The following is a 24,715-nucleotide window of genomic DNA, read 5'->3' as shown; positions in this document are numbered from 1 at the left end:
TTCAGCCCTCCACGCAAAATACAGTGGCGGATTCCGGGTGCCAGCCCAGGTCGATGACATCGCCCGGACGGATATGGTCGAACTCGCGGTTCTGGGGCAGGGCCACCAGCAGCTCACGTCCCTGCGGCGTGGCGGTCAGCAGGCGGCTGTTGGCTCCGTCAAAGAGGATGTTCTTTACGGTTACGCCAAACATGTTCAGGCCGTCTTTGGCATTTGGGATAGGGGAGGAAGAAGGGGCAATGGTGATGGCCTCGGGCCGCAGAAACAGGGTGACGGCGCGCTCCTTCCCCTTCCCCGAATCCAGCGAAGGCAGGTCGGTGCCGCGCACGTTGAATACAAATCCCTCGTCCGTGGTAATGCGCATGCTGTCCGTGGCCGTTTGTACGGCGCATCCCTGCCAGGCGTTGGTGTCGCCGACGAATTCCGCCACAAAGGGGGTGGCCGGATTGCGGTACAGCTCCTGGGGCGTGCCCACCTGCTCGAACTTTCCGTGATTCATTACCGCCACCTGATCGGACATGACCAGGGCTTCGGACTGGTCATGGGTTATGTAGACGAATGTGGTGCCCACCTCGCCCTGCAATTTTTTCAGTTCCACCTTCATCTGCTCACGCAGTTTCAAATCCAGCGCGCCCAGCGGTTCGTCCAGCAGCAGCACGGACGGTTCCAGCACCAGACAGCGGGCAATGGCCACGCGTTGGCGCTGTCCGCCGGAAAGCTGGTGTATCTGCTTGGCTGCGTATCCGGGCAGGCCGACCCGTTCCAGAATGGAAGCGACCTTTTTTTGAATATCCCCCGCGCTTACGCCCCGGCGCTTCAGGCCGAAGGCGATGTTTTCCTGCACGTCCATCATGGGGAACAGGGCCAGATGTTGAAACACCAGGTTGATCGGGCGGCGGTTGGGCGGCACGTCGGCCATGTCCCTGCCGCGGATTTCAATGCGCCCGGAGGTGGGTTTGTCAAAGCCGGCGATCATGCGCAGCAGGGTTGTTTTTCCGCAGCCGGACGGGCCGAGGATGGAAAAGAAGGAACCTTCGGGCACGTCAAAGGAGATTTCATCAACAGCGGTAAAATCGCCAAAGTGTTTGGTGAGGGCGCTTACGGAAAGATCATTGGACATGGTGACTTCTCGGGTGGGTGGTGAAAACGGTACCCGCCGCAAACGGACGGACGTGCAGGGCTGGGCCGGTACGGCGTGATGCACCGTACCGGCCTGAATGACGCTTGAGCCGCGTTGGCCCTGATGACGCTTTGTTCCTTGCGCCTGCCTGTGCAGGCACACGGCACTCGGTGGCTTAGTTGGCAGCCTTTATCTTATCCAGAACCTTGCCTTCCATGCTTTCCAGCTTGGCAGGGACGGGCGGATACCACTTGATGTTGTCTATGGCGGCCTGCGGGAAACTGCGGGTGAAGTTGGCGCTGACGGCCTTGTCCGTGTACTTCATGGCGTCCTTGGAGGCGGTGGCGCATTTTTCCTGCGAGGTGAAGTAGCCGGAGTTTTCAGGCTTTAGCATGAAGTTGATCCACTTGTAGGCGGCGGAGACGTTTTCGGCCTTGGCCGGAATGGCAAAGGTGTCTATCCAGCCCAGGGCGCCTTCCTTGGGGGCCTTGAAGTCTATGGCCTTGTTGGCGGCGTGCAGCTTCCATCCGCCTGCATCCCAGGCCATGGCCACATATACTTCGCCGGAACGCATGGATTGGATGAGGGAATCGCCGTTGGCCCAGTAGTTCTTCACAATGGGTTTGGCCGCAATGAGCGCTTCCGCCACTTTGTCCAGCATGGCCTTGTAGCCGGCCACGTCGCTGTACAGGGCAAAGGGATCGTATCCCAGGGCGTAGCCCATGGCGATGAGAGTGGGGCGCTTGAGGCGGTAGCTGACGCGGCCCTTGTATTTGGGATCGATCAGCGCCTTGTAGGAATCGACACCCGAGGCCTTGTCGCTGTTCACGACCAGGCCGGAAGTGCCCCAGCAAAAGGGCACGGCATAGGATTTGCCGTCCACCAGGGTGTTCTTTTTAACGGCCTGCAGCATGGAGGGGATGAAGAGCTTGGAATCGATGCGGGAGTAGTCCATGGGCTGGTACAGGTCGTACTTGGCCTGGACAGAGGAAATACGGTCCTGGGAAGGCTGGGCCAGGTCGAAACCGGCGCCGCGCGTGGCGCGCAGCTTGGCGATCATTTCTTCGTTGTTGGAGTAGGTGATTTCTACATTGATGCCGGTTTCTTTTTCAAAGGCCTCTACCAGCTTTTGCGGGGCATAACCTTTCCAGGTCAGCAGCTTGAGGGTTTCGGCCTGTGCGGCTCCGGCCATGGCCACAACCGCCAACAGGGCGAGCACAAGAATTTTTTTCATGGGGGTGGACTCCGTTTTTGTAACAGGGGGAAGTATGTTGTTGCCTAAAGCAGATACTTTCCTCTTTATACGTCATCGAGGTCCGCCAGAGTGTTACGTTTGGTTAACGACTTGATTGCAGAGCAGAGACATTGCGTCTTATTTGGCTATGGGGGCGAAGTCCGCCCGTGTCAGGGCCAGGAGATCGTGCGGGGAAAGTTCGATGTCCAGCCCCCTGCGCCCTGCGCTCACGAAGATGGTGTCGTGGTTTTGGGCCGAGGCGTCGATGACCGTGCGCAGTTGTTTTTTCTGCCCCAGCGGGCTGACGCCGCCGACCACATAGCCGGTGACGCGTTCCACCAGGGGCACTTCGGCCATGGCGACCTTTTTCGCGCCCAGCGCCTTGGCCACGAGCTTCAGGTCCAGCCGCAGCATGACGGGCACCACGGCCACGCACGGGTCCTTGCCCGCCCCGGACACCACCAGGGTCTTGAACACGCGGGCCGGGTCCACGCCCAGCTTTTGCGCCGCTTCCTTGCCAAAGGATTCGGCAGCCGGGTCGTGTTCGTATTCGTGGACAACGTAGGTGATCTTGGCTTGTTTTGCTTTTTTTATGGCCGGTGTCATTGGGGCTGATCCTTTCTGCAAAGTGCATTGCGAAGATGTGCCTTGTGCGCTCCGCTTCGGTTTGTACGGATGCACGGGCCGGTAGGGAGTGTGCCGAATTCGCGGCTGGTGCGCAACTTTGAGATGCCAAATTGGGAGATGCCCAATTGGGGGTGCCGCTCCCCTCAGCCTTTATTCGCTTTGGCCCTGTTGTTGGCCCGACGGCTGGCCTTGTTTTTGGGCCAGCACATCGGTAGTCAGCCAGTCGGCAAATTGGGCCAGCAGGTCATCTTCCAGATTTTTGCATTGAAAAAACGACCCGTCCACGGCAATGACCGGGGTTTTCCCCTGAAGTCCCTGCCTGGAAATCTCAAGGTAGCAGGTGACTTCCTGCACGCAGGCCTGGACCCCGTGTTTCTTCATATGGGCGCGAAGCCGTCTGGCCGCCTTTTCCGCCAATCCCGTATCGGGGTCCAGAATGGTTATGTGCAGCGGTTCCATTGGATGGGCTCCGGGCTAGCAGGCCATGGTGCGCAGAAAGCGCTCCGCCTCCAAGGCCGCCACAGTGCCGTCGGCCATGGCTGTGGTGATCTGGCGGTACTTTTTGGGGCGCACGTCTCCGGCCGCGAACACTCCGGCCACGTTGGTGGCCATCAGCTCGTCGGTTTGGATGTAGCCGGATTCGTCCATGGCAAGCTGGCCCTGGAATATTTCCGTGCCGGGCTGCTGGCCCATGAAGACGAAAATGCCGTCGCAGGCGCATTCTTCCTCTTGGCCCGTGTCCACATTGCGCAGGGTAACGGACCGGAGTGCGCCGTCGCAGTGCAGGGCGGCCACTTCCGTGGAATGGCGGGCCGTGGCGTTGCTGCGGCAGGCAAGCTGGTCCTGAGCGGTTTGGGCGGCAAAAAAACGGTCCATCTTTTCCACCAGCACCAGCTCCTTTATGCCCTGGTCCAGCAGGGCGATGGCTTCGTCAAACCCGCTGTTGCCGCCGCCCACCACCAGCACCCGTTTGCCCACATAGGCGGCTCCGTCGCAAATGGCGCAAAAGTGGACCTGTTCGCAGTTTTCGGCCACGTCGGCCACATTGCCAACTTTCAGGGGCACGGGCTTGCGTCCGGTAGCCACGATGACCGCCTTTGCCGTGTAGGTGGTGTCGTCCGCCTCGATAACTTTTTCCGTGCCTGTCAGCTCCATGGAGTCTATGCAGGCCGCTTCTTCCACGTCCACGCCCAGGGCTTCCACCTGGTCCTGGATGCGCTGCACCAGTTCCATGCCGCCCACGGACTTGTAGGAGGGCATGTTCTCGACAACCTTGGTCCAGTTGACCAGCCCGCCACAGGCGTTCTCGTCCAGAATCAGGACGCGCAGGTTGGCGCGGGCGGCGTAGATGGCTGCGGTCATGCCTGCCACGCCGCCGCCCAGGATGATGATGTCGTATGCTGTGTTCATGGCTTCACCCTAAAGGGAGGCGTACAGGGCTTTGAGTTCGCGGGGATTCATCAGCCCGGATTTGACCGTGGCTACTTGGCCGCTGCGGACAAAGACCAGGGTGGGGACGCGCTCGAACGAGAGTGTTTCCATGAGGTCGGCATGCTTTTCGCTGTCCACGCTGAAAAGCTGTACGTCCGGGGCCTTGGCACTGAACTTTTCCAGCACTTTTTCCATGTTCTTGCAGTGCGGGCAGAGGTCCTTGTGAAAAAAGACGATGGCATCGTCCAGGCCTGCGAAAAATTCCAGGCTGGCCTGATCTGTCAGGGGATGTATGGCGCTCATGTATTCTCCGGTTTGGGGAAATTCCGGGTGTTGAATCGGGAATGCTCGGGGCAGTTATTCGTAGGCAATGGCACTCAGCGACTCGATGTCGATGATCTGCAGCCTGTTTCTGCTGAGCATTTTTATGAATCCCCGGCTTTCCAACTCCTTGAAGGCTTTGTAGAGCGTCACCCGGTGGACGCTCAAAATCCCGGCAATGTCCTTCATCTTCAAGGACCCCAGCGAGATGATCTCGTTGGAATGCAGGGGCAGGGAGTTGTATTGCAGGAGGATGAATTTCACTATGCGTTGTTCCAGGCTGTCCAGCCCCAGCGAGGCGGATTGGTTGCAGAGCACACTCACTTTTTCGGAAAGCGTCCGGATGATGTCCTTGGCGATTTCCGGGTGCTCGGCAACCATGGCGTCCACTGTTTCCCTGGGAAAGAAATAGACGGTCGCATCCTGGTGGCAGACAAAGGAACTGGTGATGGGACAGTCGGTAAAGAACGGCACTTCGCAGAAAAGCGAGTGCTGGGCAATGTGCATGATGATCTTTTCGGAGCCTTCCATGGACGTCCGCTTCATGCACACTTCGCCGGAATGCAGGTAGCAGAGCCTTTCAACCCGTTCTCCCGCGCTGATGATTTCCTCGCCATGGCTGAACTTCTGCCTGAGCCCCAGGTGCAGCACCTGTTCCCAGACATTGCTGTCTATTCTGACTCTCCAGAATTCTTCAACTTTTTGTTGCGGCATGGCATTGGTCTCGTCAGTTGTCCGGTCACCGATTCTCCGGCAGCCTGCTCCCCAGGACATGGGAGTGGTGTTGCCCACGCTTCCTGCGCAGGTGGGCAGGCTGCCGGATTGGGCTTTGCAATTTTTCCGGCTATGTGGTGCGCAGCTCCCCGATGTACAGCTTGAGTTCCTGAAGGAGTTCCTTGGCCTTTTCCGGTTGTTCATCAATGATATTGTTCAACTGGAACTGGTCTGTTTTTCTGTCGTACAGCTCGTCGGACTGCGGCACGGAAACCTCGGCGCCCGGCACGCAGGTCCACATCTCTTCCTTCATTTCCAGCTTGGCGGATTGCGCACCCGCGTTGCCGCCCAAACCGGAACCATCATAAAAGACCCTGTTCATGGAGTCCGTGTCAATCTCCTTCTGCAGCCAGTGGATGTAGCTGTAGTCGTGATTGATGATGGACCAGGACATCCCGTAGTACCCGGCTATGGCAAAGTCGCGCACCGTGTCGGTTTCGCCGCGCATCACGGGCAAAAGGCTTATGCCCTGGATGTCGTCCGCGTCAAAGGTGTTGATGCCTTCGTGTCCCTTTTCTTCCAGGGCATGGGCGGACATCAGCCCCAGGGCGTCCAGCATGGTTGCGGTAACGTCCACGTTCTGCACAAAGCTCTCGATGCGTTTGCCGCCTTCAAGCCCGGGCATGTGGATGAGCAGGGGCACGTGTGCCAGTTCCTCGTAGGGCCAGGGGCGGCATTTGCGCATCAGGCCGTGTCCGTGTTCGCCAGAGCCCATGGGCTGTCCGTGGTCGGAAGTGATGATGACCATGGTGTCGTCCCAGAGATTCTGAGCCTTGAGGGAATCGAACAGCTTGCCAAGCCACTTGTCCACCAGGGTCACTTTTTCGGCGTACAGGGCGCGTATGTGGGCGCATTCCTCTTCGGTCATCACCCCTTTTATCTCGGTCCAGGGGGCCAGCAGCAGGGGGTTGCCCTCGTAGTCCGGGTTGTACGGACAGGGCTTGTTTTCCCATACAGATGGCGGATCCCAGGGTTCATGGGGGTCAAAGGAGTCCAGCCACAGGAAGAACGGCCGGTTGGGGTCGCGTTTTTCCTTGAGCCAGTTGTCCGCCTCGCTGATGACCACGGAGGCGTAGTTGTCCGCGTCCGAGGTCCAGTTCTGGCGCTGGCGCAGGTAGCATTCGGTCTCGCGGATCAGCGATTTGCTGGAATCGTCGTATTCGCCGTCTTCGTTTTTGTACAGCCATTGGGGGGAAAGGTAGTCCTCGCCCTTGATCCCTTCCTTGAGCGGCACATGGCTGAAGGTCTCGTGGTCCAGCTCGTGGCCGTTGCAGAAGCGGACATAGTCGAAGCCGCGGCAATAGCCGTATTTGGGCAGGCGCATGGGCGGGGTGTCGTACACCAGCGCGGTCTGCACCTCGCGGCACCAGAGCATGTCCGTCAGGCTGGTGTCTTCCGTGGTCAGCGGCCGCCAGCCGCTGTAGGGCAGGGTAAAGCGGCCCGTCATCAGGGCGCGGCGCGCCGGAATGGTGGGCAGGCCCTCGCTGTAGACATTCTCGAACAGAAATCCCTTTTCAGCGAATTTATCCAGATTCGGGGTTTTGACTTCCTTGTTCCCATAGCAGCCCAGATAATTGAACTGCAGGGTATCAAGCATGATGAAGAGTACGTTTTCTGGTCTTTTTCGAGTCATGGTGTGCTCCTTTGTTCAGTGAGCAGCAGGTTTAGGCGGCGTTGGATGCCTTGCCGGAACGCAGGGAGCGGACCGGCTTGCCGTCGCGGGTCACAATGCCGAATCCCGTAATGGCGCAGAGTACGGAAAAGACTGGGACGGCAATGTTCAGAAAGGCATAGGGCAGAAAATCCACGGCACTGACGCCGAGGACGCCCAAAATGTAAAAGGCATGCACGCTCCAGGGAACCAGGGGGCAGCCGAGCGTGCCTGCGTCCTCGCAGGTTCTGGACAGGATACGGGCATCGATTTTCGCGTCCTTGAAGGCGTCGGCAAAGGCGCGTCCGGGCACGACGACAGCAAGAATCTGGCTGCCGGTTCCCAGCAGGATGATGTAGGCGGCCACCAGGGTTGCGCCCACCAGGGAAATGGTGGACTTGGCACCGCGCAACATGGCGTCCAGCAGTACTTCCAGCACGCGGGCCTTTTCCAATATGCCGCCAAAGGCCATGCCGCTGGTCAGCAGGAGAATGGTCACCATGATGCTCATCAGGCCGCCGCGGGAGAGGAGCTTGTTCAGCTCGCCCGATGCGGTCGTGGCCTTGTAGCCGGTGGTCAGCTGCTTTGCCAGGGCGGAAAGTGTTGCGCCTTCGAACATGGCTATGGCCAGGGCGCTCACCAGGCAGACGACCATGACCGGCAGAACCGGCAGCCGTTTGTAGGCCAGGATGATCATCAGCACGGGAGGAATGAAGGCGATGGGCGAAAGACTGTACGAGGCTTCCAGAGTGGTGAGGATGGTATTGATGCTGCCGATGCCGCTCAGATTGCCGGTATGCATGGAGCCGAGGATTTCATAGCCGACGATGGCCACGACGGCTGCTGGAATGGTGGTCCAGAGCATGGAGGAAATGTGTGTGAACAGCGGCACTTCGCAGACCGTGGCCGCAATGTTCGTGGAATCGGAAACCGGAGACATCTTGTCCCCGAAGTAGGCGCCGGAAACAATGGCTCCCACGGTCCAGGCCGGGGTGAAGTTCATGGCTCCGCCCACGCCTATCAGGGCGACGCCGATGGTTCCCATGGTTCCGAAGGACGTACCCGTTGCCAGCGAGGCCACGGCACAGAGGAGGAAGGCGGAAACCAGAAAATGTTCCGGGGCAATGAGGCGCAGCCCCCAATAGATGATGGCCGGTATGGTTCCTGAGGCCATCCAGGCGGCAATGATCATGCCCACCAGCATCAGAATGGCCACCGCCAATTGGATGCGGCCCACGGCGGCAAGCATTCCTTCCTGCAGCTCGTTCCACGAGTAGCCGATCTTCAGGCACATGATACCGGCAACAGCCACGGCCACAAGCAGGGGAAGAATGGGGGGGCGGACACCGACAAAGACGGTGCCGTAAAGAATAATGGCAACGGGAAGCAAAAAGGTAAGCAAGGCCCATAAAAGCGAAGGCTTTCTTTCGTCCGGGCTCATAAAGACTCCTACCGGGCGGGAGTGTGGAACCATTCATATCAACCCGGCCGGATGTGTCCGGAACGGAACTCCCAATTCCCGTTCCATCCAGCCGTTGATCCAACAACTCGGCTACATCCTGAACTCATTCAACATAAATACAGATGCATGCCTCAATTTGCGGGTTGTTTCCGTTGCAAAAACAACAAAAAAAGATGTTTTCGTCTTTCCGGCGCACAAAGGTGGAGTGTCCCCCCGGAAGGGCACGGGAAGGAGGCTTTTGGGGCGGCTTTGGAGGACTTGTGTTCTTCCGCATGCCCTCCGGCCTTTCGGCCTGTAATACGCCAGGACATGCGGAAGATGGAGGAGGTTGTTTCTACTTGGACGGGTTTTACATGGGCCAGGGGCTGGCTCCGGACAGGGGGCGGGCCTTTGGGGGCTGATTCCGGGGGCCCCGGTGCTCCGCTTTTTTTTTTCGGCGTGGCGCTACACCAGCCCCATGTCTTCGGCATGTTTGCGCAGCACCTTGGCCGATTCGTGCAGCGCCTCGCATTCCTCGTCGTTCAGCAGGGATTCCAGCACGGCTTCTATGCCGTTTTCCCCGATGACGCAGGGCATGGACAGGCAGACGTCGGGCAGGCCGTGGATGCCTTTCATCGAGGTGGAAACCGTGAGCACGCTTTTTTCGTCCTTGATGATGGCTTCCACGATGCGGCACAGGGCCACCCCGATGGCGTTGGACGTGGACCCCTTGCGCTTTATGATTTCATAGGCCGCGCCCCGGACTTTCTGTAGAATCTCCGCGCGTGTTTCCTCGGTATAGGGCACGCCGCGCTGGGCAAAGAAATACTTGAGGGGCACGCAGGAGATGTTGGCCTGGCTCCAGACCGCCAGTTCCGAGTCGCCATGCTCGCCGATGACGTGGGCATGGACGCTGCGCACGTCCACCTGCAGGGTTTCGGCAAGCGTCTGGCGCAGGCGCGAGCTGTCCAGCACGGTGCCCGAACCGATGATTTTGTTTTTCGGCAGTCCGGTCTGTTTGAGCAGATCAAAGGTCAGCACGTCCACGGGGTTGGAGGCCACAATGATGATGGGCTCGCCGCCAAGTTTGAGAATGTTCTTGGCTATGTCCGTTACCACGCGGGTGTTGGTGCGGAGCAGGTCGAGCCGCGACTGGCCGGGCTTTTGGTTGGCACCGGCCGTGATGACCACGATATCCGCGCCCACGCAGTCCTCGTACTCGCCCGCGGTTATTTCCATGGGGCCTATGAGCGGCAGCCCGTGGCGTAGGTCCATGGCCTCACCTTCGGCGCGGTTTTTGTCCAGGTCCACCAGCACCAGTTCGTTCACCAGCCGTTTCAGGCTCAGGGCGTAAGCAAAGGCCGCCCCAACAGCTCCTATTCCGATAAGAGCGAGTTTGGTTCGTCGTGTTTCCATGGTGTTTCTCCGGGGAGGGGTTGGTGGTTTCCGGTCATTCATTGCCGATAAACAGCAGGGTATCATTACCCCGTCGGTTGGCAAATGGCAGCAGGAAAATATTTTCCTTCCCACCAGCCTACCATATTGCGTGTTGGAAGCAATCCGCACTCTATTTTTTAATACCCTGGGAAAGGTTTTTTTTGATTGCGAACGGGGCTCAAAAAGAGGTGGTAGCCCGCGGGGGCTCTGGAATGGTGAAAAAAGAAATCCCCACCGGACTCGGTGGAGATTTCTTTTTTCAGAGGTTGGGAACGCGTTGTGTCTGGCGATGTCTTTGAGGGACGCCATCCTGCGTTGCCGGAGTTTTTGCTCCCGGATTGCCTATTCGTTTCCGGCGCGGTTTTGGCTTATCGAGGCCTGTCCGGGGTAGTCCTGATGTCCCAGGGCGGCGGAGATGGCGCGGCCGTGGGTGAGGATGACGTCCAGCAGGGCAGCCTTCTTTTCCGGCTCGTAACGGAAGATGGGCAGGGAAACGCTCATTCCGGCCACCACCTCGCCACCGTAGGCGAAGATGGGCACGGCAAAGCAGCAGATGCCTTCTTCGTGCTCTTCGGCGTCTTCGGCGTAGCCGTTGGTGCGTACCGTGTTCAGCCGTTCGCGGAACGCCTCGGCCGAGGTGATGGTGTGCGGTGTGAGCGCTTTGTAGTCCATGCTTTGAATGATGGCCTCGCGCTCGGCTTCGGGCAACCATGCGGTAAGCACCTTGCCGAGTGCCGTGCAATAAACGGGTGCGCTTTTCCCGATGCGCGAGGCCATGCGTAGGGTGTACTTGGAGTCTATCTTGTGCACGTAGACGATGGAGTTTCGTTCCAATACGCCCAGGTGCACGGTTTCGCCCGTGGTGTCGTTGATGCGCTGCATGTGTTCATCGGCCACGCGTACCACGCCCATGTTTTCCACGGCTTTGGAGCCGACATCCAGAAGTTTGAAGGTCAGAAAGTACTTCTGGCTTTCCTGGTCGCTGGCGACCACGTCCACTTCGGCCAGGGTTTGCAGCAGCCTGTGGATTCCACTTTTGGGCGTGCCCAAACGTTTGGCTATTTCCGAAACGCCCAAGGCGCCTTCGGAAGCCAGCATGTCTATTATATTGAAGGCCTTGAGGACGGCTGCTACCGGTTCTCCAGCCATTCGTTTCTCCTGGCGTCGAGGTTGTGTTGAATGCGGAATTATTCCGTGCAGAGCGCGTCCGTTGTACGGATTGCGTCGGCAAGGATTTCCGCGTCCACGGGAACAGCCATTTTGTAAACATGGCTGTCCGGCGAAAGGCAAGTCCTTTCGGCGATTTCGTGGACCTTTTTGTTGTATGCCGGGCCGTGTGCCGGGGTCATGCCCAGGTCGGCCAGGGTGGTGGGCAGCCCCACCTGCCTATAAAAATCCACCATGCCGCGGAAGAAGTCCAGCTCTCTGTTTTCCAGAGTAAACTGGACCAGCAGGCCGTAGGCCACTTCGTATCCGTGCAGTGCCCCATGCAGTTCCGGCATGGCCGAAAGTCCGCGCGTGAGGGCGTGGGCAGTGGCCAGCCCCCCGTTTTCAAAGCCCACGCCGCTGCACAAAATAGCGGCTTCCACCACGTTTTCCAAGGCGGGAGTCACCGCATGGTGTTGTGCGGCGTGCAGGGCCGCGACTCCGTCGCGCAGGACCACGTCGCGGCACAAACGGGCTATTGCCATGCCGGTCAGCGTCTGGCGGGCGTCCAGCCGCGAAAGGCTGCACGAGGCCAGACATTGCTCTGCCTCGTAGTGGGTGGTCAGGGCGTCGCCCATGCCGGACACCAGAAAGTTGGCCGGGGCCTGGGCAATAACGGCCGTATCCACCAGAACAAGGGCCGGGTTGTGCGGCAGAAAGACCACCTCCTGCAGTACGCCTTCCTCGGTATACATGACTGCGGCGCGGCTGGTGGGCGCGTCGTTGGAGGCAATGGTCGGCACGCTCACCATTGCCGCGCCACATTGGATGGCTGCGGCCTTGGCCACGTCTATGACCCTGCCACCACCCACGGCGGCAATGACGTCACAGCCGTTTTGGGTGCAGGCCGCCGCTGTTTCCTCGGCGGCCTTGAACGTGGCCTGGCCTTCGAACTTACGGAATTCCGGCTCGACCGCACAGTCGGCAAACGAGGACTGAATGATATCCCCGAAGTGGCACCAGACAAAAGTGTCCACCAGAATCAGGGGCTTTTCGCCCAGCCGGGCCGTTTCCTCGCCAAGCAGGCGCAGTGCGCCGCTTCGCTGCACATAGCGTGCGGGGGCGGCAAATACTCTGGGTGCATCTGTTGCTTTGGGCATTTTTCTTTCCCTTTTTACGTCAGGGCGCAGCGGAGTTTTTCGCCGCGGATGGCGCGTACGGCTTCTTCCGCCGCCAAAATGTGAATACGTTCAAGGGACTGTTCGTTGTACCAGGCCACATGCGGTGTGAGGGTCAGATTGGGCGCGCTGAAAAGGGGCGAGTCCAGGGGCAGGGGTTCCTGTTCGGTCACGTCCAGCACGGCGGCGCCAAGCTTGCCGCTGCTCAGGGCCACGGCCAGGTCCTCTCCGTTCACCAGGGGGCCGCGCGCGGTGTTCACCAGATACGCACCGTCCTTCATGGCAGCCATGGTTTCGCTGTTCATAAGGTGGCGCGTGGTATCGGTAAGCGGCATGTGCAGGCTTATCAGGTCTGCCTGGGCAAGCACTTCCTCAAAAGATGCTGGGGTGCAGCCCTGCTCCTTTACCGCATCGGCGGGAACAAAGGGGTCGTGTACAATGACGGTGAAGCCCACGGCGCGCAGGTAGCGGGCCAGGGTGCGGGCTATGCCGCCAAAGCCCATGAGGCCGACGGTGCACTGGTCGAAATTGCGCAGGGGGCCGCAGTCGTCGTAGCTCCAATCGCTCCGGCGGACCTTGGCGTCGAAAAACTGTAGCTTGCGGAACAGCCCGGTGATGGCCGAAAGCGTGTATTCGGCCACGGACACCAGACCGTAGTCCGGGATGTTGCAGACGTGGACCCCGCATTTGCGGGCATGATCCAGGTTCACGTTGTCCACGCCCACGCCGTAGCGGATGATGGCCGCACCGGGCTTCATCTTGGACATGGAACGTTCGGTAAGCTGCACATAGGTGTTGATGAACACGTCGTACTGGTCGGCAATGGGAACAAGCTGTTCTTCATCTTCCAGGTGCATGGGGGCGAAAACCGCGCCAGCACTTTCAATGGCGTCTTGCTCCACCTTCAGGCTTTCGTAGTGATAATCCGTTACACATACTTTTTTCATGTCGTTATGCTCCAAATGTCGGTTAGCTGCCGTAGCCCAGCAGTTTGGGGACGAACAGAACCAGGTCCGGAATGTAGGTCATGGCAAAAAGAACCACCAACATCGCAAGCAGGAAAGGCACCAGCTTGGGGATGATGCTTTCAAAGGATGTTTTGGCGATGGGGACGATGGTAAAGAGCACCACGCCCAGGGGCGGAGTGGCCAGACCGATGTTCAGGTTGACCAGAACCACGATGGCGAAGTGCAGGGGGTCGATGCCGTACTGCATGGCGATGGGCATGAGGATGGGCACCAGAAGCAGAACGTTGGCTCCCGTTTCCAGAATCATGCCCATGAAGATGAGCAGAAGGTTCACAAAGAGCAGAAAGATGAACTTGTTGTCCGTGACGTTCAGAATGTAGCTGCTGATGGTCTGGGGGATGCCCTCCATGGCCATCATGATACAGAACAGCTTGGCCGCGGAGATGATAAGCAGGATCATGGACGCGACCACGGCCGCTTCCTTGAAGGATTCGTACACGGCCTTGAGGCTTACGGTGCGGAAGACGATGACGCCGAGGACCAGGGAGTAGACACAGGCAATGGCCGCGGCCTCCGTGGGGGTGAACATGCCCGAGAGGATACCGCCGATGATGATGACAGGCACCAGCAGGGCGGCTACGGACTTGCGTACGATGCGGAAAGCTTGGGCACGGGGGATGGCCGTGGTGCGGCAGGGGTGGTTTTCCTTGCGGGCGTAGTAGTAGCACAAAACCATGAGGGCCACGCCGATGAGCAGGCCGGGCACAATGCCTGCGATGAACAAATCGCCTACGGAGAGGCCGGTGACCGCCGCATAGATGACCATGATGATGCTGGGCGGAATGATGGGCCCGATGACGGACGAGGTGGCGGTGACCGCGGCGGCGTACTGTTTGGAGTAGCCTTCCTTTTCCATGGCCGGGATGAGCATGGAGCCGATGGCCGCGGCATCGGCCACGGCAGCGCCTGTTAGCCCGGCAAAGAGGATGCTGACCAGCACGTTGATCTGAGCCAGACTTCCCCGGATGCGCCCCACGATGAGGTCGGCAAAGGCTATGAGGTCGTGGGTCAGCCCTATTTTGTTCATGAGCGACCCGGCCAGGATGAAGAACATGATGGAAAGCAGCACAAAGCTGTCCACGCCGTTGAACATGGCCTGGGGAATCATGACCAGGGGAATGGCATCCGTAACGAAAATATAGATGAGCGGGATGGAGCCGAGCACGAAGGCTATGGGCATGCCCGCCAGGATGAACAGGGGAAAAAGGATGAAAATGAGCTGAATGTGTTCATGCATGAGACTACTCCACTAACGAGGCCTGGCGTAGGTCTTTTTCTGTGAACAGAAGAACCGTGAAATAGGCCATGTGGATGAGCATGAGCAGCGCACCCAGCGGGATGTTGATACGGACGTAGACCATGGAGACGAGCAGCACGGAACCGGTTTGCCAGCCCTGGCTGAGAGCCATCTCCAATCCCTGCATCATAAGGTAGAAAAGAAAGACGATTACGACGGCGTACACGCCAAACAGAACCACGCGTTGGACCTTCTCCGGCAGTTTCTTGAGCAGTCCGGTCACGCCTACGTGTTTTTTGTGCTTGAGCGCAACGGAAGCGCCGATGAAGCAGGTTGCCACAAGGAGCCAGCGGGCCAGTTCCTCTGTCCAGGAAAAGGCGCAGCCCGCCATTCTGGAAAAGACTTCCAAGGATACAACCACGAACGAGGCTAAAGCGTAGATGGAGACTATGAATATGCCTAGGCGTTCGGCAAAATTGCTCAGTAGGGTGACTATTCGGACCATATCTGCTCCGTGTGCCCGGCTGCGGCCCCAAACATCGGGGGACGAAAAGAACCGCAGCCGGCCACGTTGGTTATCCACGTGGGAATTTGTGTGAACTGCCTATGTTACTTCTTGTAGCCCAGAGCTGTTTCGGCTTCTTCCACGGCCTTCAGGAAGTTATCCACCTTTTCGTCGCCCACGCGTTCGCGCAGCCATTTTTCAACGGGAGGACGCGCAACGGTCTTGAACTGGGCCAGTTCTGCGGACGTGGGGGTGTAGACTTCCATGTTCTTCTGGATGATGGGCATCTTGAGGAGCAGGGTATTGTATTCCTCGGCTTCGCGGCCGGCAATGGCTGCGCGGCGTCCGGCGGCCATGATGAGCTGCTGGGCTTCGGCAGGCAGCTTGTGGAATTTGGGAGCATTCATGGTCAGCAGGTCTTCACTCCAGGTGTGGCCGTCCAGAGTGAGGTACTTCTGGACTTCGTAGAGCTTGCCTGCGCAGATGATGGAGACGGGGTTTTCTTCGCCGTCCACAACCTTGGTCTGCAAAGATGTGTACAGTTCGTTCCATCCGATGGGAGTGGCCTGGGCGCCCAGGGCGTCCATCATCTTGACGTAGATGGGCGATTCCATGACGCGGATCTTCAGGCCCTTCAGGTCTGCGGGCGTTTTGATGGGACGGACGTTGTTGGTGAAGTTGCGCACGCCGTTCTGGCCCATGCCCAGATAGACCATGTTGGTCTTCTGTTCCATTTCGGCCATGAGGTCTTTCCAGAACTTGCTGTTGTCAAAGACCCACCAGGCGATTTCTTCGGACTGGAAGACGTAGGGCAGGTAGATCATGTCGAAGGCCGGAAACATGCTGCCAAGGGAGCCGGTGCTGGTGCACAGGTCCAGGGAGCCGGAGCGGACCATTTCCGTGACCTGCTTGTTGCTGCCCATGATGCTGTTGCCCAGCAGCTTGACCTTGATCATGCCGTTGGAGCGGGACTCCACATAGGCCTTGAAGTATTTGGCCATGGCTTCTTCGGGGAAGGGAGCATAGTTGCCCTTGCCCGGCCAGGAATCAGCCTCGCCGTAGGCAAAACGCAGTTCAATGGGTTTGTCCAGGCCCAGCGGACCGGCCTGTGCTGTCATCGCCATAAGGCTGGCCAGCAGGACCATTGCCAGTAATGCGGTCAACTTTTTCATTGCACACCTCCAGGTGTAACGCCTGTAGTATTATGGGTGGGTCGCCACTTCTTGAACCGGCGAAAGCGGGTGTGTGGCGTGGCCGTCTCGTGTGATGTCCGCAACATGCGTACGCATCTTGCGGAGGACCGCGAACCGGAAAACAGGGTTTTCAGGTCGCTTGTACCGCGTTTGGCAGCCTGGTGGGCTATCTGCCCAGCCAGCCGCCGTCCACGTTCAGCACCGCCCCGTTCACATAGTCCGCAGCGGAAGAGGCCAGAAAGACGCACGCACCGGCCAGATCTGCCGGGGTGCCCCAGCGGCCTGCCGGGATGCGTTCCAGTATGGAGCGGTTGCGTTCCGTGTCGTCCTGAATGGCTTCGGTGAGGTCTGTGGCAATGTAGCCGGGGGCGATGACGTTGACGTTGACGCCCTTGGAAGCCAGCTCGTTGGAAAATGCCTTGGCCAGTCCGGCAACGCCGTGCTTGGAGGCTGCGTAGCCGGGCACGGTGAGGCCGCCCTGAAAGGTGAGGGCGGAACCGGTGATGACGATTTTGCCGTGTCCCTGGGCCACCATGTGGCGGACTGCTGCCTGCGAAAGGTACCAGACCACGCTCAGGTTCAGCTTGATGGTGTCTTCCCAGTATTCGGACGGATGTTCGGTAATGGGGTGGCGCGGGCAGATTCCGGCGTTGTTGACCAGAATGTCCAGCCCGGTTTCGGCGGCGATTTCATCGATGCAGCCCTGCAGCTCGTCCTTGGTGGCGCCCAGCAGGTCCAGTTTTTTCCAGGTGTGGGTGCGGCCCAATGCCTGGACTTCCGCGCGGGTCCGGTCTGGATCGTTGCGGTCGATGCTTACGATGTTCGCCCCTGCACGGGCGAGGCCCAGAGCCAGGCCCTGGCCGATGCCTCTGCGGCTGCCGGTTACGACAGCGGTTTTGCCTTCAAGACTGAACGTGTTCATTACTTTGTGTCCGTAGCGAGGTTGGGTATCTCGCGCTGCAGTTTCCCCACCAGTTCGCAGACTTGGCGGGCGTTTGACTGAATGGTCGAAAAATCCTGCGCGTCGATGAGGGACGTGGGCGCTATAAAGCTGCCGCCACAGCAAAGGATTCCTTTTGCTTCCAGATATTCGGCCGCATTTTCCAGGCTGATGCCGCCGGTGGGCATGATGGTGATGTTGCCGAACACGCTGAGGAATGCCTTGATGGTCTTCAATCCACCGTAATTGGAGGCCGGGTAGAACTTCAGGCAGTTCTGTCCCAGTTCCATGGCGGTATTGATTTCCGTGGGCGTGCAGATGCCGGGCATGAAGGAAATATCATTGGCTGTGCAGTATTTGGCGAGCTTTTCGGGCAGGCTGGGCGAAACCAGGCAGTCTGCGCCGTTTTTCAGCGCTTCTTCGGCCTGTTCCACGGTAAGCACGGTTCCGGCGGCAATGAGCATATCCGGGAAGGCGTCGTGCATGCGCCGTATGGCCTCTCCGGCCGCCGGGGTGCGGTAGGTGATTTCGGCAACCGAGATTCCCCCGTCCAAAAGTGCCTTGCCCAGCGGCACGGCGTGTTCCGGGTTGTTTATTTTGATGACCGGGATGATTCCCGTCTCGAAAAAGCGGACGGCTATTTCCTTGCGCATGACGTGCCCTCCTGGCAACCGGCCGGAACGGGGTCGGCATGTAAAAGGTTCTTGGGCATATGGTCGGCGGCTATGATCGCCCCGTGATGCTGGATGACGGCTGCTGCCAGTTCGTGGCCGCAGCGCGCGCTGAAATCGGGATTGTTCCCCAGGATGCGGGCGGTAAGGTACGCGGCGTTGAACGAATCTCCGGCTGCCGTGGTGTCCACCACGTTGACACCGGATTTGGACGGCACTTCAAAGAACTGCCCGTCCACGTGGATGATGCACGGATCGGCCCCGCGTTTGAGCACCACTTCTTCCACGCCGTGTTCGCGGCACAGGGCCAGGGTTGCTTGGTTGTCTTCCAGATCGAACAGGTCGAGCATGTCATCGGCCGTAAGGATGGCCGTGTCGCTCAGCTGCAAAATCTTTATGAATTCTTTTTGTGCGGCCTCTTTGTTGGGCCAGAGGTTCGGGCGGTAGTTGGAATCGAAGCAGATGCGCGCTCCGTCTTTCTTGCATTGTTCCAGGGCGGCGAACAGGACGTCGCGGCCGTTGGAGGTAAGGATGGCAAGGCTGATACCGCTGAGATAAATGTGTCCGAAGGCGGAAAGTTCCGAGGCCAGGGCCTCGGGCGTGTTCAGGTCCAGACAGAAACGGGCGGCTGCTTCACCACGCCAGTAATGGAAGGTGCGTTCGCCGTGCCGGTCCACCTCTATGAGGTACAGGCCGGGCATGCGTTCTTCCAGGCGGCGGATGTGGTTGGTGCCCACACCCAGTTCGCGGAAAAAGCCGAGCATGGCCGTGCTGAAAGGATCTGTGCCGAGTCCGGTGAGATAGTCCGCGCGGATGCCGAACCATTGGCCCAGACGGGCGATATAGGCGGCCGTGTTGAAGGTGTCTCCTCCAAAGGTCTGGCGGTAGGTCTGCGGGCCTGTTCCGTGCAGCTCCACCATGCATTCGCCTAAACAGGCGATTCGGGAATGATCGGGTGCATTGTTTGTCATAGGCATCCTTCTTTGTGAACGGTGTGCCTTTTTTATTGGAACGCCGTTCTAAAGTCAATAGAACGATATGCTTAAAAATGGAACGATGCGGGCTATCCAGTGATAAAGATAAAAATTTCAATCTGTTGAAAAGGTATAAAAGTCACTTCCAGTGTCAGGTTCGGACGGATAAAGCGGGTAGAGCAGAGAAGGGGGGGGGACTGCCTGGCTGCGTCTCGGGAGTATGAAAAGGTATTTGGCAGCCCTGTTCAGGACAGGGGAGAAGCGAGAAGGGAGGCGTTTGGATTAGGGGAACGTCGAAAAAGAAAAAGCGCAGGGACTCCGGATGGAATCCCTGCGCATGGAGAGGCGTGTAAGCCGAGGTGTATTTAAATCGTCAGTATTTGGTAGGCAATGGTGGAGATGGCAAAGGCGAAGACGGTGTTGAAGACCACACTGAAGGCGGCCCATTTCCACGATCCTGCTTCCTGCTTAATGGCTACCACCGTGACGAAGCAGGGGGCGTACAGCATGATGAAAAGCATCAGGCTGACGGCTGTCGCCATGGTCCAGGTCTTGTCTGTGGCCAGCTTTTCCGCCAGCGACTGGCTGTCGTCGGGGTCGACTTCGCCCAGCGAATACGCGGTACCCAGGGTGGAGACGATGACTTCCTTGGCTGCAATGCCGCCGATGAGGGCGATGTTGGTGCGCCAATCGAACCCGGCGTACTTGGTTATGCCGTCGATGGACGTGCCCAACTTGCCGGCAACGGAATTGCGCAGCGAGGCCTGGGCTTCCTGGTCGGCGACTTCCACAAGCTGGTCCTCAAGCTGAGCCTTGGTGTCCTCGGAAGTCTGGACCTCGGGGGATTCCAGCTGTGCGGTGATTGCCGCGGTCTGCTGTTCGTACTTGGCCTGTTCGGATTCGGGCAGGCCCGGGAAGGTCATGGCTGCCCACAGCAGGATGGATATGGCCAGAATAACGGTACCGGCCTTTTTAATGTACTGCCAGGAACGTTCCCAGGTGTGGATGAGCAGGCCGCGCAGTGTGGGGAGGCGGTAGGGCGGAAGCTCCATGACAAAGGGAGTGGACTCGCCCTTGATGAGCGTCATGCGCAAAAGTTTTGCGACAATGAGGGCGAAGGCCCAGGCCGTAAGGGTTACTGCGAACAGGGCCAGCCCCTGGTGTTCCTTGAAGAAGACGCCTACCAGCAGGATGAACACGGGCAGTTTTGCGCCGCAGGTCATGAAGGGGGCGGTCAGCAGGGTGGCCAGTTTTTCCTTGGGGGAACGCAGGGTACGTGCCGCCATGACGCCGGGAACGGCGCAACCGCCCGCGATGCCGCCGGAGACGATGAAGGGCATGACCGAGCAGCCATGCAGCCCGAAGATGCGGAAGACCCGGTCCAGCATGTAGGCAATACGGGCCATATAGCCGCTGTCTTCAAGAAACGAGATGATAAAAAAGATGATCATGATGAGCGGAACAAAGCCCAGCACGCCGCCCACGCCATCGATGATGCCGGAAACGATCAGGGATTGGAACAGCCCTTCGGGAATAAGACTGGTGGCGGTGTCGCCCATCCAGCCAAAGAAGGATTCCATCCAGCCCATGGGAATTTCGCCCACGACAAAGGTGATCTGATAGATGAAATACAGGATGAGGAGCATGATCACAGGGCCCAGCAGCTTGTGCGTCAGGACCTTGTCCATGTTGTCGGAAGTGGCGACCCGCTGTTCGTGGCTTACCTTGATGACGCCCTGTTTGAGCACGCTGGAGATGAAGCCGTAGCGGTAGTCGGCAATAATGGCTTCGGGATAGGTCTGCAGGGTTGCCTGGCAATGTTCGGCGACCTTTTCCACCAGTTCGGACAACTTGGCATGCAGTTCGGGGTTGCGTTCGCCGTAGCTCAGGATGTCGTCGTCGCCTTCCAGATATTTCACAGCCACCCAGCGGGGCGGCATGCTTTCGGGAAAGCCCTTGGCCTTGCCGATATGTTCGGTCATTTCGGCAATGACCGGGTCGAGGTCCGGACCGTAGGATATGTTCAGGGGCGTCCACTTGCCCTGGGTTTTTTCGACCAGGGCGACGGCCTCTTCCACAAGGCGGTCCACGCCTTTGCCGGATTTTGCCACCGTCTCCACCACGGGCAGCTTGAGCAGCTCGGAAAGACGCTTGGTGTCCAGCTCGGTGCCCTGGCGTTTGAGTTCGTCCATCATGTTCAGGGCAAGCACCACGGGGATGCCCATTTCCATGAGCTGAACGGCCAGGTAGAGGTTGCGTTCCAGAACGGCGGCGTTGAGCACGTCCACGCACACGTCGGGGCGTTCGTCCAGCAGAACGTGGCGGGCCACGAGTTCTTCCTGGGAAAAAGCGGTAAGGGAATAAGTGCCGGGAAGGTCGATGATGTTCAGGGTGGTGTCGCCCCTGGTGACGCGGCCTTCTTTTTTATCAACGGTGATGCCGGGATAGTTGCCCACATGCTGCCGTGCGCCGGTAAGGGCGTTGAACAGGGTGGTTTTGCCAGAGTTGGGGTTGCCTGCGAGGGCGGCTTTTATTGTCTTGCTCACGATGTCAGTCCGTTTCGCGTATGATTTTCATTATCAAAAACGAGGCTAAAAAAAATGACCTCTCCCTCCGGGAACGTCCTTGCGGGCATCTCGGGAGAAACCTCTGCTGCCGGAATTTCTAACATTTTTAGCCGTATGCGGCTGCGGCTGGTTATTGAACTTCCACGTTGATGAAGTCGGCTTCGTTGTTGCGAAGGGTCAGGGTAAAGTTCTTCAGACGCAGTGCCACGGGGTCCTTGAGCGGAGCCCTGCCCACTACTTCGATATCACTGCCGGGAATAAGCCCCATGTCGCGGATTCGGCGACCCAGTTCGCCTGCCGCATTGACACTTACGATGACGGCCTTTTGGCCTTTGCCCAACTGGCGGAGTCCAATCATTTTGGACATTGGAACGCTCTCCTTGTGGCGAATGGATGCCGTAGCTCCTCGCCGTTACTACTGTGGATATTGTGTTGCGGCGTGTCCGGCTTCAGCATTGGGCAAAAATATTTTCGAAGGTTTTTTCGTCAAAACGAAATGCACACTCGGAAACCCCGATGCCTTGTCGGCACACGCTTTTTTCATACGTCGTTGCTGCGATCATCCCCATGTGTCGCGCGCCACACGGGTATGGAGTCCGCTCAACAGGGAGGCCCTGAATGGCGGGAATCTTTTTTAATGATGTCCACAACCGGAGCATGAATCCTTTTTGCGCAGGTCGCCCATTGGCGCACCCTGAGACTGCTGGGAGGACGCCGAACCACAAGCGTCACACCCGGAGCATCCGCAGCCGGGATTCTTTTTCTTGGATGTGTATCTTCGCAGCAGATAAAGCGCAGCCACGCCCACAATAAGGGCGACAATTAATTGATCCATGTGCGTCTCCTTGAATTGCCGATGCAGGGTGTTGGCCCTTTATGCGCATCGGCGGGTCGAACAAGAAGGTTCACATGAGCTTGGCCAGGATTTTATCGGCCAGGCCACGCCCCAAAACAACGTCTGCTCCACGAACCTTTACACGGCAGGGGCCGGAACCATTGGAGCCGAGCTCCACGCTTGTTCCGGGTGTAAGCCCCATGGCGCACAAACGACAGCGTGCCTTTCCTCCGGCGCAAAATGAATGGATTGTCACCTTGCTTCCCTTGGGAAATGCCGTCAACGGTCTCGCTTCAGCAACGATATTCTGGGTCATGGTAGTAGGTCTCCTCAAAGTCCCGAGCCCAAATTGCTCAATGTGAGAATGATTGTCAAGTTCCTTCTTCGTGTTCCCCTCTTTTTCCTTGGTTTTGATATTCATAATCATTAAATTCCTACTTTGCAAGCCTGAAATTGAAATTCCAGGGTTTGCCTACAGCTCAATTAATAGGTATAGCTTTACACCGGGCGAAAATGAGAATCAAAAGAGAACGACAATGAAAGATCCACAAGATGTTTTGCTTGATTATCTTCAGGCCCAGGGGCTGAAGATGACTCCGCAACGGCGGACCATCCTGGACATTTTTCTTGAAGCCGAAGGGCATCTGACCGCTGAAGAAATTTACGACAGGGTGAAAGGTGAGGAACCTGGGATAGGCCAGGCCACCGTATACCGCACCATGAAACTGCTTGCCGAGGCGGGACTTGCCAAGGAAGTGGATTTCAGCGAAGGCGTTACGCGCTATGAACCCGAATACGGACAGGATCACCACGACCATCTCATCTGCGAAAACTGCCGCAAGACCATTGAAATCTGCGACGAGCAGATTGAAAAGTTGCAGGAAGAGCTGGCCACCAAACACGGGTTCAAGCTGACAGGGCACAAGATGTACCTGTTCGGTATTTGCGAGGACTGCCGCAAAGCGTAGTCTTTCTGCTTCTTTTTTCCCTTTCTGCTTCCTGGCCGACATTGCCTGTGCAGTGGCGGCCGGGTTTCCTATTGTCTAGTCTTCCCTTTCACGTTGCGTCAGATACCGATCCAGCTGATTTGCAAAGGTGTGCCGGTCGTTGGGCTTGAAAGGTGCTGGCCCTCCGGTTTCCACCCCGGTATCGCGCAGTTCGGCCATGAAATTGCGCATACTCAGGCAGGCTTTGACGTTCTCGGTCGTGTACAGCTCGCCTCGCGGATTTATTCCCACGCCTCCCTTGTCCACAACGGCCGCGGCCAGGGGAATGTCCGCTGTCACCACCAGATCTCCCGCTTCCATAAGCTCCACTATTTCGTTGTCGGCCCGGTCAAACCCCGCTCCCACACGCCGGAAGGCGAGAAAAGGCGAGTCGGGCATGTACATGGACGAATTGGCCACCAATGTGGTGTGAATGCTCCGCTTCATGGCGGTCTTGAAAATGATTTCCTTGATGACCTTGGGGCAGGCGTCCGCATCCACCCAAATCTTCATTCGTTTCCTCCGGCTCCGTTGACGATTTCCTGCACCCTGCCCACCTGCCCGTCGTCAAGGCGTACCTTGATGCCGCGCGTGTGCACGGGTTTCTTGGTCAGCAGGTCGCGGATTATTCCCTCGGTCAGTTTGCCGGTGCGCTGATCCTTTTTAAGGATTATGCGTACGCGCACTCCCGGGGCCAGTTCTTTTCGTTGCGGAACACTCATCTTTTCTTCCTGGTTGTGGTATGGTCGGTAAATAACAGGTCGGCGGCCTCGGCATACCCGTCCGCCACCGCATGCGCAAGTTCGGAAAGGTGGGCCACGTCAAAGGTTGTTCCCAGCCCCAGCGTTGCCATGCCGGCAGACAGGGCGGCTTGCAGGCCGATGGGCGTGTCTTCCACGGCCAGGCAGTTTTCCGGCGGGGTTGCGGCCAGTTCCGCAGCCTTCAGATAGATATCCGGTGCAGGCTTGCCCCGGGCAATGTCGTCGCCGGTGACGATGCGGTCGTTGAACAAGCTGCGGATTCCCAGGGCATCGTCCGCCCGGTCCAGCATGGCGCGGCTCATGGACGTGGCCATGGCCGTAGGCAGTCCGGTCTGTTCAAGGTTTTGAAAGAACAAGGAAAAACCGTCGATAAAACAAACGGTGCGGCCCAGCAGGTCGCTGAAAATTTCATCACGCTCGGCCAGCATGGCAGTGGTGTCGTCTTGCAGCCCCATGTGCTGCTTGAGCACGGCCATTGCTTCCAGCCCCGGCCGTCCGGCCATGAGGGGCTTCATTTTGGCCCTGTTGTAGGTAAGGCCGCGCCGGGCCAGAAATGCATGCTGCACCTGGTCCCATACGGTTTCGGTATCAACAACCACGCCCTCGGCGTCGAAGATGACGGCCCGTATGGTCTTTCCGCAAAATTCGATCATGCCGT

General features: G+C 58.3%; 27 protein-coding genes. 1 reads left to right on the top strand and 26 read right to left on the bottom strand.

The window, feature by feature from the left end; genetic code table 11:
• Position 1: 1 nt before the first annotated feature.
• From ACI0FJ_RS08805 to ACI0FJ_RS08695, 23 genes are all read right to left on the bottom strand, one after another.
• Positions 2–1,120 carry an ABC transporter ATP-binding protein gene (locus tag ACI0FJ_RS08805; RefSeq protein WP_424301941.1) on the bottom strand — a complete coding sequence of 373 codons (1,119 nt, stop codon included), beginning with the start codon at positions 1,118–1,120 and terminating at the stop codon, positions 2–4.
• 175 nt (positions 1,121–1,295) lie between these two features.
• The gene (locus ACI0FJ_RS08800) at positions 1,296–2,354 is read right to left on the bottom strand and encodes an extracellular solute-binding protein (RefSeq protein ID WP_424301938.1); all 1,059 of its coding nucleotides are present in this window, start codon (positions 2,352–2,354) and stop codon (positions 1,296–1,298) included.
• Positions 2,355–2,492: 138 nt separating this feature from the next.
• Positions 2,493–2,960, bottom strand: a complete 468-nt coding sequence (gene ybaK / locus ACI0FJ_RS08795; RefSeq protein WP_424301935.1) for a Cys-tRNA(Pro) deacylase — start codon at positions 2,958–2,960, stop codon at positions 2,493–2,495.
• 171 nt (positions 2,961–3,131) lie between these two features.
• Positions 3,132–3,440, bottom strand: coding sequence for a hypothetical protein (locus ACI0FJ_RS08790; RefSeq protein WP_424301932.1), 309 nt, complete (start codon positions 3,438–3,440; stop codon positions 3,132–3,134).
• Positions 3,441–3,455: 15 nt separating this feature from the next.
• A complete protein-coding gene (locus ACI0FJ_RS08785) occupies positions 3,456–4,391 on the bottom strand; it encodes an NAD(P)/FAD-dependent oxidoreductase (RefSeq protein WP_424301929.1) in 936 nt (311 codons plus the stop codon).
• A 9-nt stretch (positions 4,392–4,400) separates the two neighbouring features.
• Complete coding sequence (locus ACI0FJ_RS08780; protein WP_424301926.1) at positions 4,401–4,715, bottom strand: thioredoxin family protein; 315 nt, start codon at positions 4,713–4,715, stop codon at positions 4,401–4,403.
• Positions 4,716–4,769: 54 nt separating this feature from the next.
• Positions 4,770–5,525: a Crp/Fnr family transcriptional regulator gene (locus ACI0FJ_RS08775; protein ID WP_424301923.1), complete on the bottom strand. Its 756-nt coding sequence runs from the start codon at positions 5,523–5,525 to the stop codon at positions 4,770–4,772.
• Positions 5,526–5,577: 52 nt separating this feature from the next.
• Positions 5,578–7,140 (bottom strand): sulfatase, encoded by a 1,563-nt coding sequence (locus tag ACI0FJ_RS08770; protein ID WP_424301920.1) that lies wholly within the window; start codon positions 7,138–7,140, stop codon positions 5,578–5,580.
• A 31-nt stretch (positions 7,141–7,171) separates the two neighbouring features.
• On the bottom strand, positions 7,172–8,599 hold the full coding sequence (nhaC, locus tag ACI0FJ_RS08765; protein ID WP_424301917.1) for a Na+/H+ antiporter NhaC: 1,428 nt from the start codon (positions 8,597–8,599) through the stop codon (positions 7,172–7,174).
• 465 nt (positions 8,600–9,064) lie between these two features.
• A complete protein-coding gene (locus ACI0FJ_RS08760; RefSeq protein WP_424301914.1) occupies positions 9,065–10,015 on the bottom strand; it encodes an L-lactate dehydrogenase in 951 nt (316 codons plus the stop codon).
• Positions 10,016–10,378: 363 nt separating this feature from the next.
• Positions 10,379–11,185 carry a DNA-binding transcriptional regulator KdgR gene (gene kdgR / locus ACI0FJ_RS08755; protein ID WP_424301911.1) on the bottom strand — a complete coding sequence of 269 codons (807 nt, stop codon included), beginning with the start codon at positions 11,183–11,185 and terminating at the stop codon, positions 10,379–10,381.
• A 38-nt stretch (positions 11,186–11,223) separates the two neighbouring features.
• Positions 11,224–12,342, bottom strand: coding sequence for a glycerol dehydrogenase (locus ACI0FJ_RS08750; RefSeq protein ID WP_424301908.1), 1,119 nt, complete (start codon positions 12,340–12,342; stop codon positions 11,224–11,226).
• A 14-nt stretch (positions 12,343–12,356) separates the two neighbouring features.
• Positions 12,357–13,307 (bottom strand): C-terminal binding protein, encoded by a 951-nt coding sequence (locus tag ACI0FJ_RS08745; protein ID WP_424301905.1) that lies wholly within the window; start codon positions 13,305–13,307, stop codon positions 12,357–12,359.
• Between the two features lie 22 nt (positions 13,308–13,329).
• Complete coding sequence (locus ACI0FJ_RS08740) at positions 13,330–14,625, bottom strand: TRAP transporter large permease (protein ID WP_424301902.1); 1,296 nt, start codon at positions 14,623–14,625, stop codon at positions 13,330–13,332.
• A gap of 4 nt (positions 14,626–14,629) precedes the next feature.
• A complete protein-coding gene (locus ACI0FJ_RS08735) occupies positions 14,630–15,130 on the bottom strand; it encodes a TRAP transporter small permease (protein ID WP_424301899.1) in 501 nt (166 codons plus the stop codon).
• A gap of 104 nt (positions 15,131–15,234) precedes the next feature.
• Complete coding sequence (locus tag ACI0FJ_RS08730) at positions 15,235–16,302, bottom strand: DctP family TRAP transporter solute-binding subunit (RefSeq protein WP_424301896.1); 1,068 nt, start codon at positions 16,300–16,302, stop codon at positions 15,235–15,237.
• A gap of 187 nt (positions 16,303–16,489) precedes the next feature.
• Entirely contained in the window at positions 16,490–17,245 is a 756-nt protein-coding gene (locus tag ACI0FJ_RS08725) for an SDR family oxidoreductase (RefSeq protein ID WP_424301893.1), read from the bottom strand.
• Positions 17,245–17,916, bottom strand: a complete 672-nt coding sequence (gene eda, locus ACI0FJ_RS08720; protein ID WP_424301890.1) for a bifunctional 4-hydroxy-2-oxoglutarate aldolase/2-dehydro-3-deoxy-phosphogluconate aldolase — start codon at positions 17,914–17,916, stop codon at positions 17,245–17,247. Before eda ends, ACI0FJ_RS08725 begins: the two co-directional genes overlap by 1 nt.
• Positions 17,901–18,905 (bottom strand): sugar kinase, encoded by a 1,005-nt coding sequence (locus ACI0FJ_RS08715; protein WP_424301887.1) that lies wholly within the window; start codon positions 18,903–18,905, stop codon positions 17,901–17,903. The genes eda and ACI0FJ_RS08715 overlap by 16 nt, the downstream gene beginning before the upstream one ends.
• A gap of 368 nt (positions 18,906–19,273) precedes the next feature.
• Positions 19,274–21,454: a ferrous iron transport protein B gene (gene feoB, locus ACI0FJ_RS08710; RefSeq protein WP_424301884.1), complete on the bottom strand. Its 2,181-nt coding sequence runs from the start codon at positions 21,452–21,454 to the stop codon at positions 19,274–19,276.
• 151 nt (positions 21,455–21,605) lie between these two features.
• The gene (locus tag ACI0FJ_RS08705; RefSeq protein ID WP_424301881.1) at positions 21,606–21,842 is read right to left on the bottom strand and encodes a FeoA family protein; all 237 of its coding nucleotides are present in this window, start codon (positions 21,840–21,842) and stop codon (positions 21,606–21,608) included.
• Positions 21,843–22,109: 267 nt separating this feature from the next.
• Entirely contained in the window at positions 22,110–22,310 is a 201-nt protein-coding gene (locus tag ACI0FJ_RS08700) for a FeoB-associated Cys-rich membrane protein (RefSeq protein ID WP_424301878.1), read from the bottom strand.
• A gap of 70 nt (positions 22,311–22,380) precedes the next feature.
• Complete coding sequence (locus tag ACI0FJ_RS08695; RefSeq protein ID WP_424301875.1) at positions 22,381–22,626, bottom strand: FeoA family protein; 246 nt, start codon at positions 22,624–22,626, stop codon at positions 22,381–22,383.
• A gap of 220 nt (positions 22,627–22,846) precedes the next feature.
• Here ACI0FJ_RS08695 and ACI0FJ_RS08690 point away from each other — a divergent pair, with 220 nt between their 5' ends.
• The gene (locus tag ACI0FJ_RS08690; RefSeq protein ID WP_424301872.1) at positions 22,847–23,278 is read left to right on the top strand and encodes a Fur family transcriptional regulator; all 432 of its coding nucleotides are present in this window, start codon (positions 22,847–22,849) and stop codon (positions 23,276–23,278) included.
• 75 nt (positions 23,279–23,353) lie between these two features.
• On the opposite strand, the gene ACI0FJ_RS08685 is transcribed toward ACI0FJ_RS08690, so the two are convergent.
• The 3 genes from ACI0FJ_RS08685 to ACI0FJ_RS08675 are packed head-to-tail and all read right to left on the bottom strand — an operon-like array spanning position 23,354 to position 24,710.
• The gene (locus tag ACI0FJ_RS08685; RefSeq protein ID WP_424301869.1) at positions 23,354–23,809 is read right to left on the bottom strand and encodes a YaiI/YqxD family protein; all 456 of its coding nucleotides are present in this window, start codon (positions 23,807–23,809) and stop codon (positions 23,354–23,356) included.
• A complete protein-coding gene (locus ACI0FJ_RS08680; RefSeq protein ID WP_424301866.1) occupies positions 23,806–24,018 on the bottom strand; it encodes a YwbE family protein in 213 nt (70 codons plus the stop codon). The genes ACI0FJ_RS08685 and ACI0FJ_RS08680 overlap by 4 nt, the downstream gene beginning before the upstream one ends.
• Positions 24,015–24,710 (bottom strand): HAD family hydrolase, encoded by a 696-nt coding sequence (locus tag ACI0FJ_RS08675; protein WP_424301863.1) that lies wholly within the window; start codon positions 24,708–24,710, stop codon positions 24,015–24,017. The genes ACI0FJ_RS08680 and ACI0FJ_RS08675 overlap by 4 nt, the downstream gene beginning before the upstream one ends.
• Positions 24,711–24,715 lie beyond the last annotated feature (5 nt).

This window comes from Desulfovibrio sp. 7SRBS1, from assembly GCF_049723905.1.
In the GTDB taxonomy this organism is placed as follows: Bacteria; Desulfobacterota; Desulfovibrionia; order Desulfovibrionales; family Desulfovibrionaceae.
Note: the sequence above shows the minus strand (reverse complement) of the source record. Positions and strands in the feature narration are given on the sequence as shown.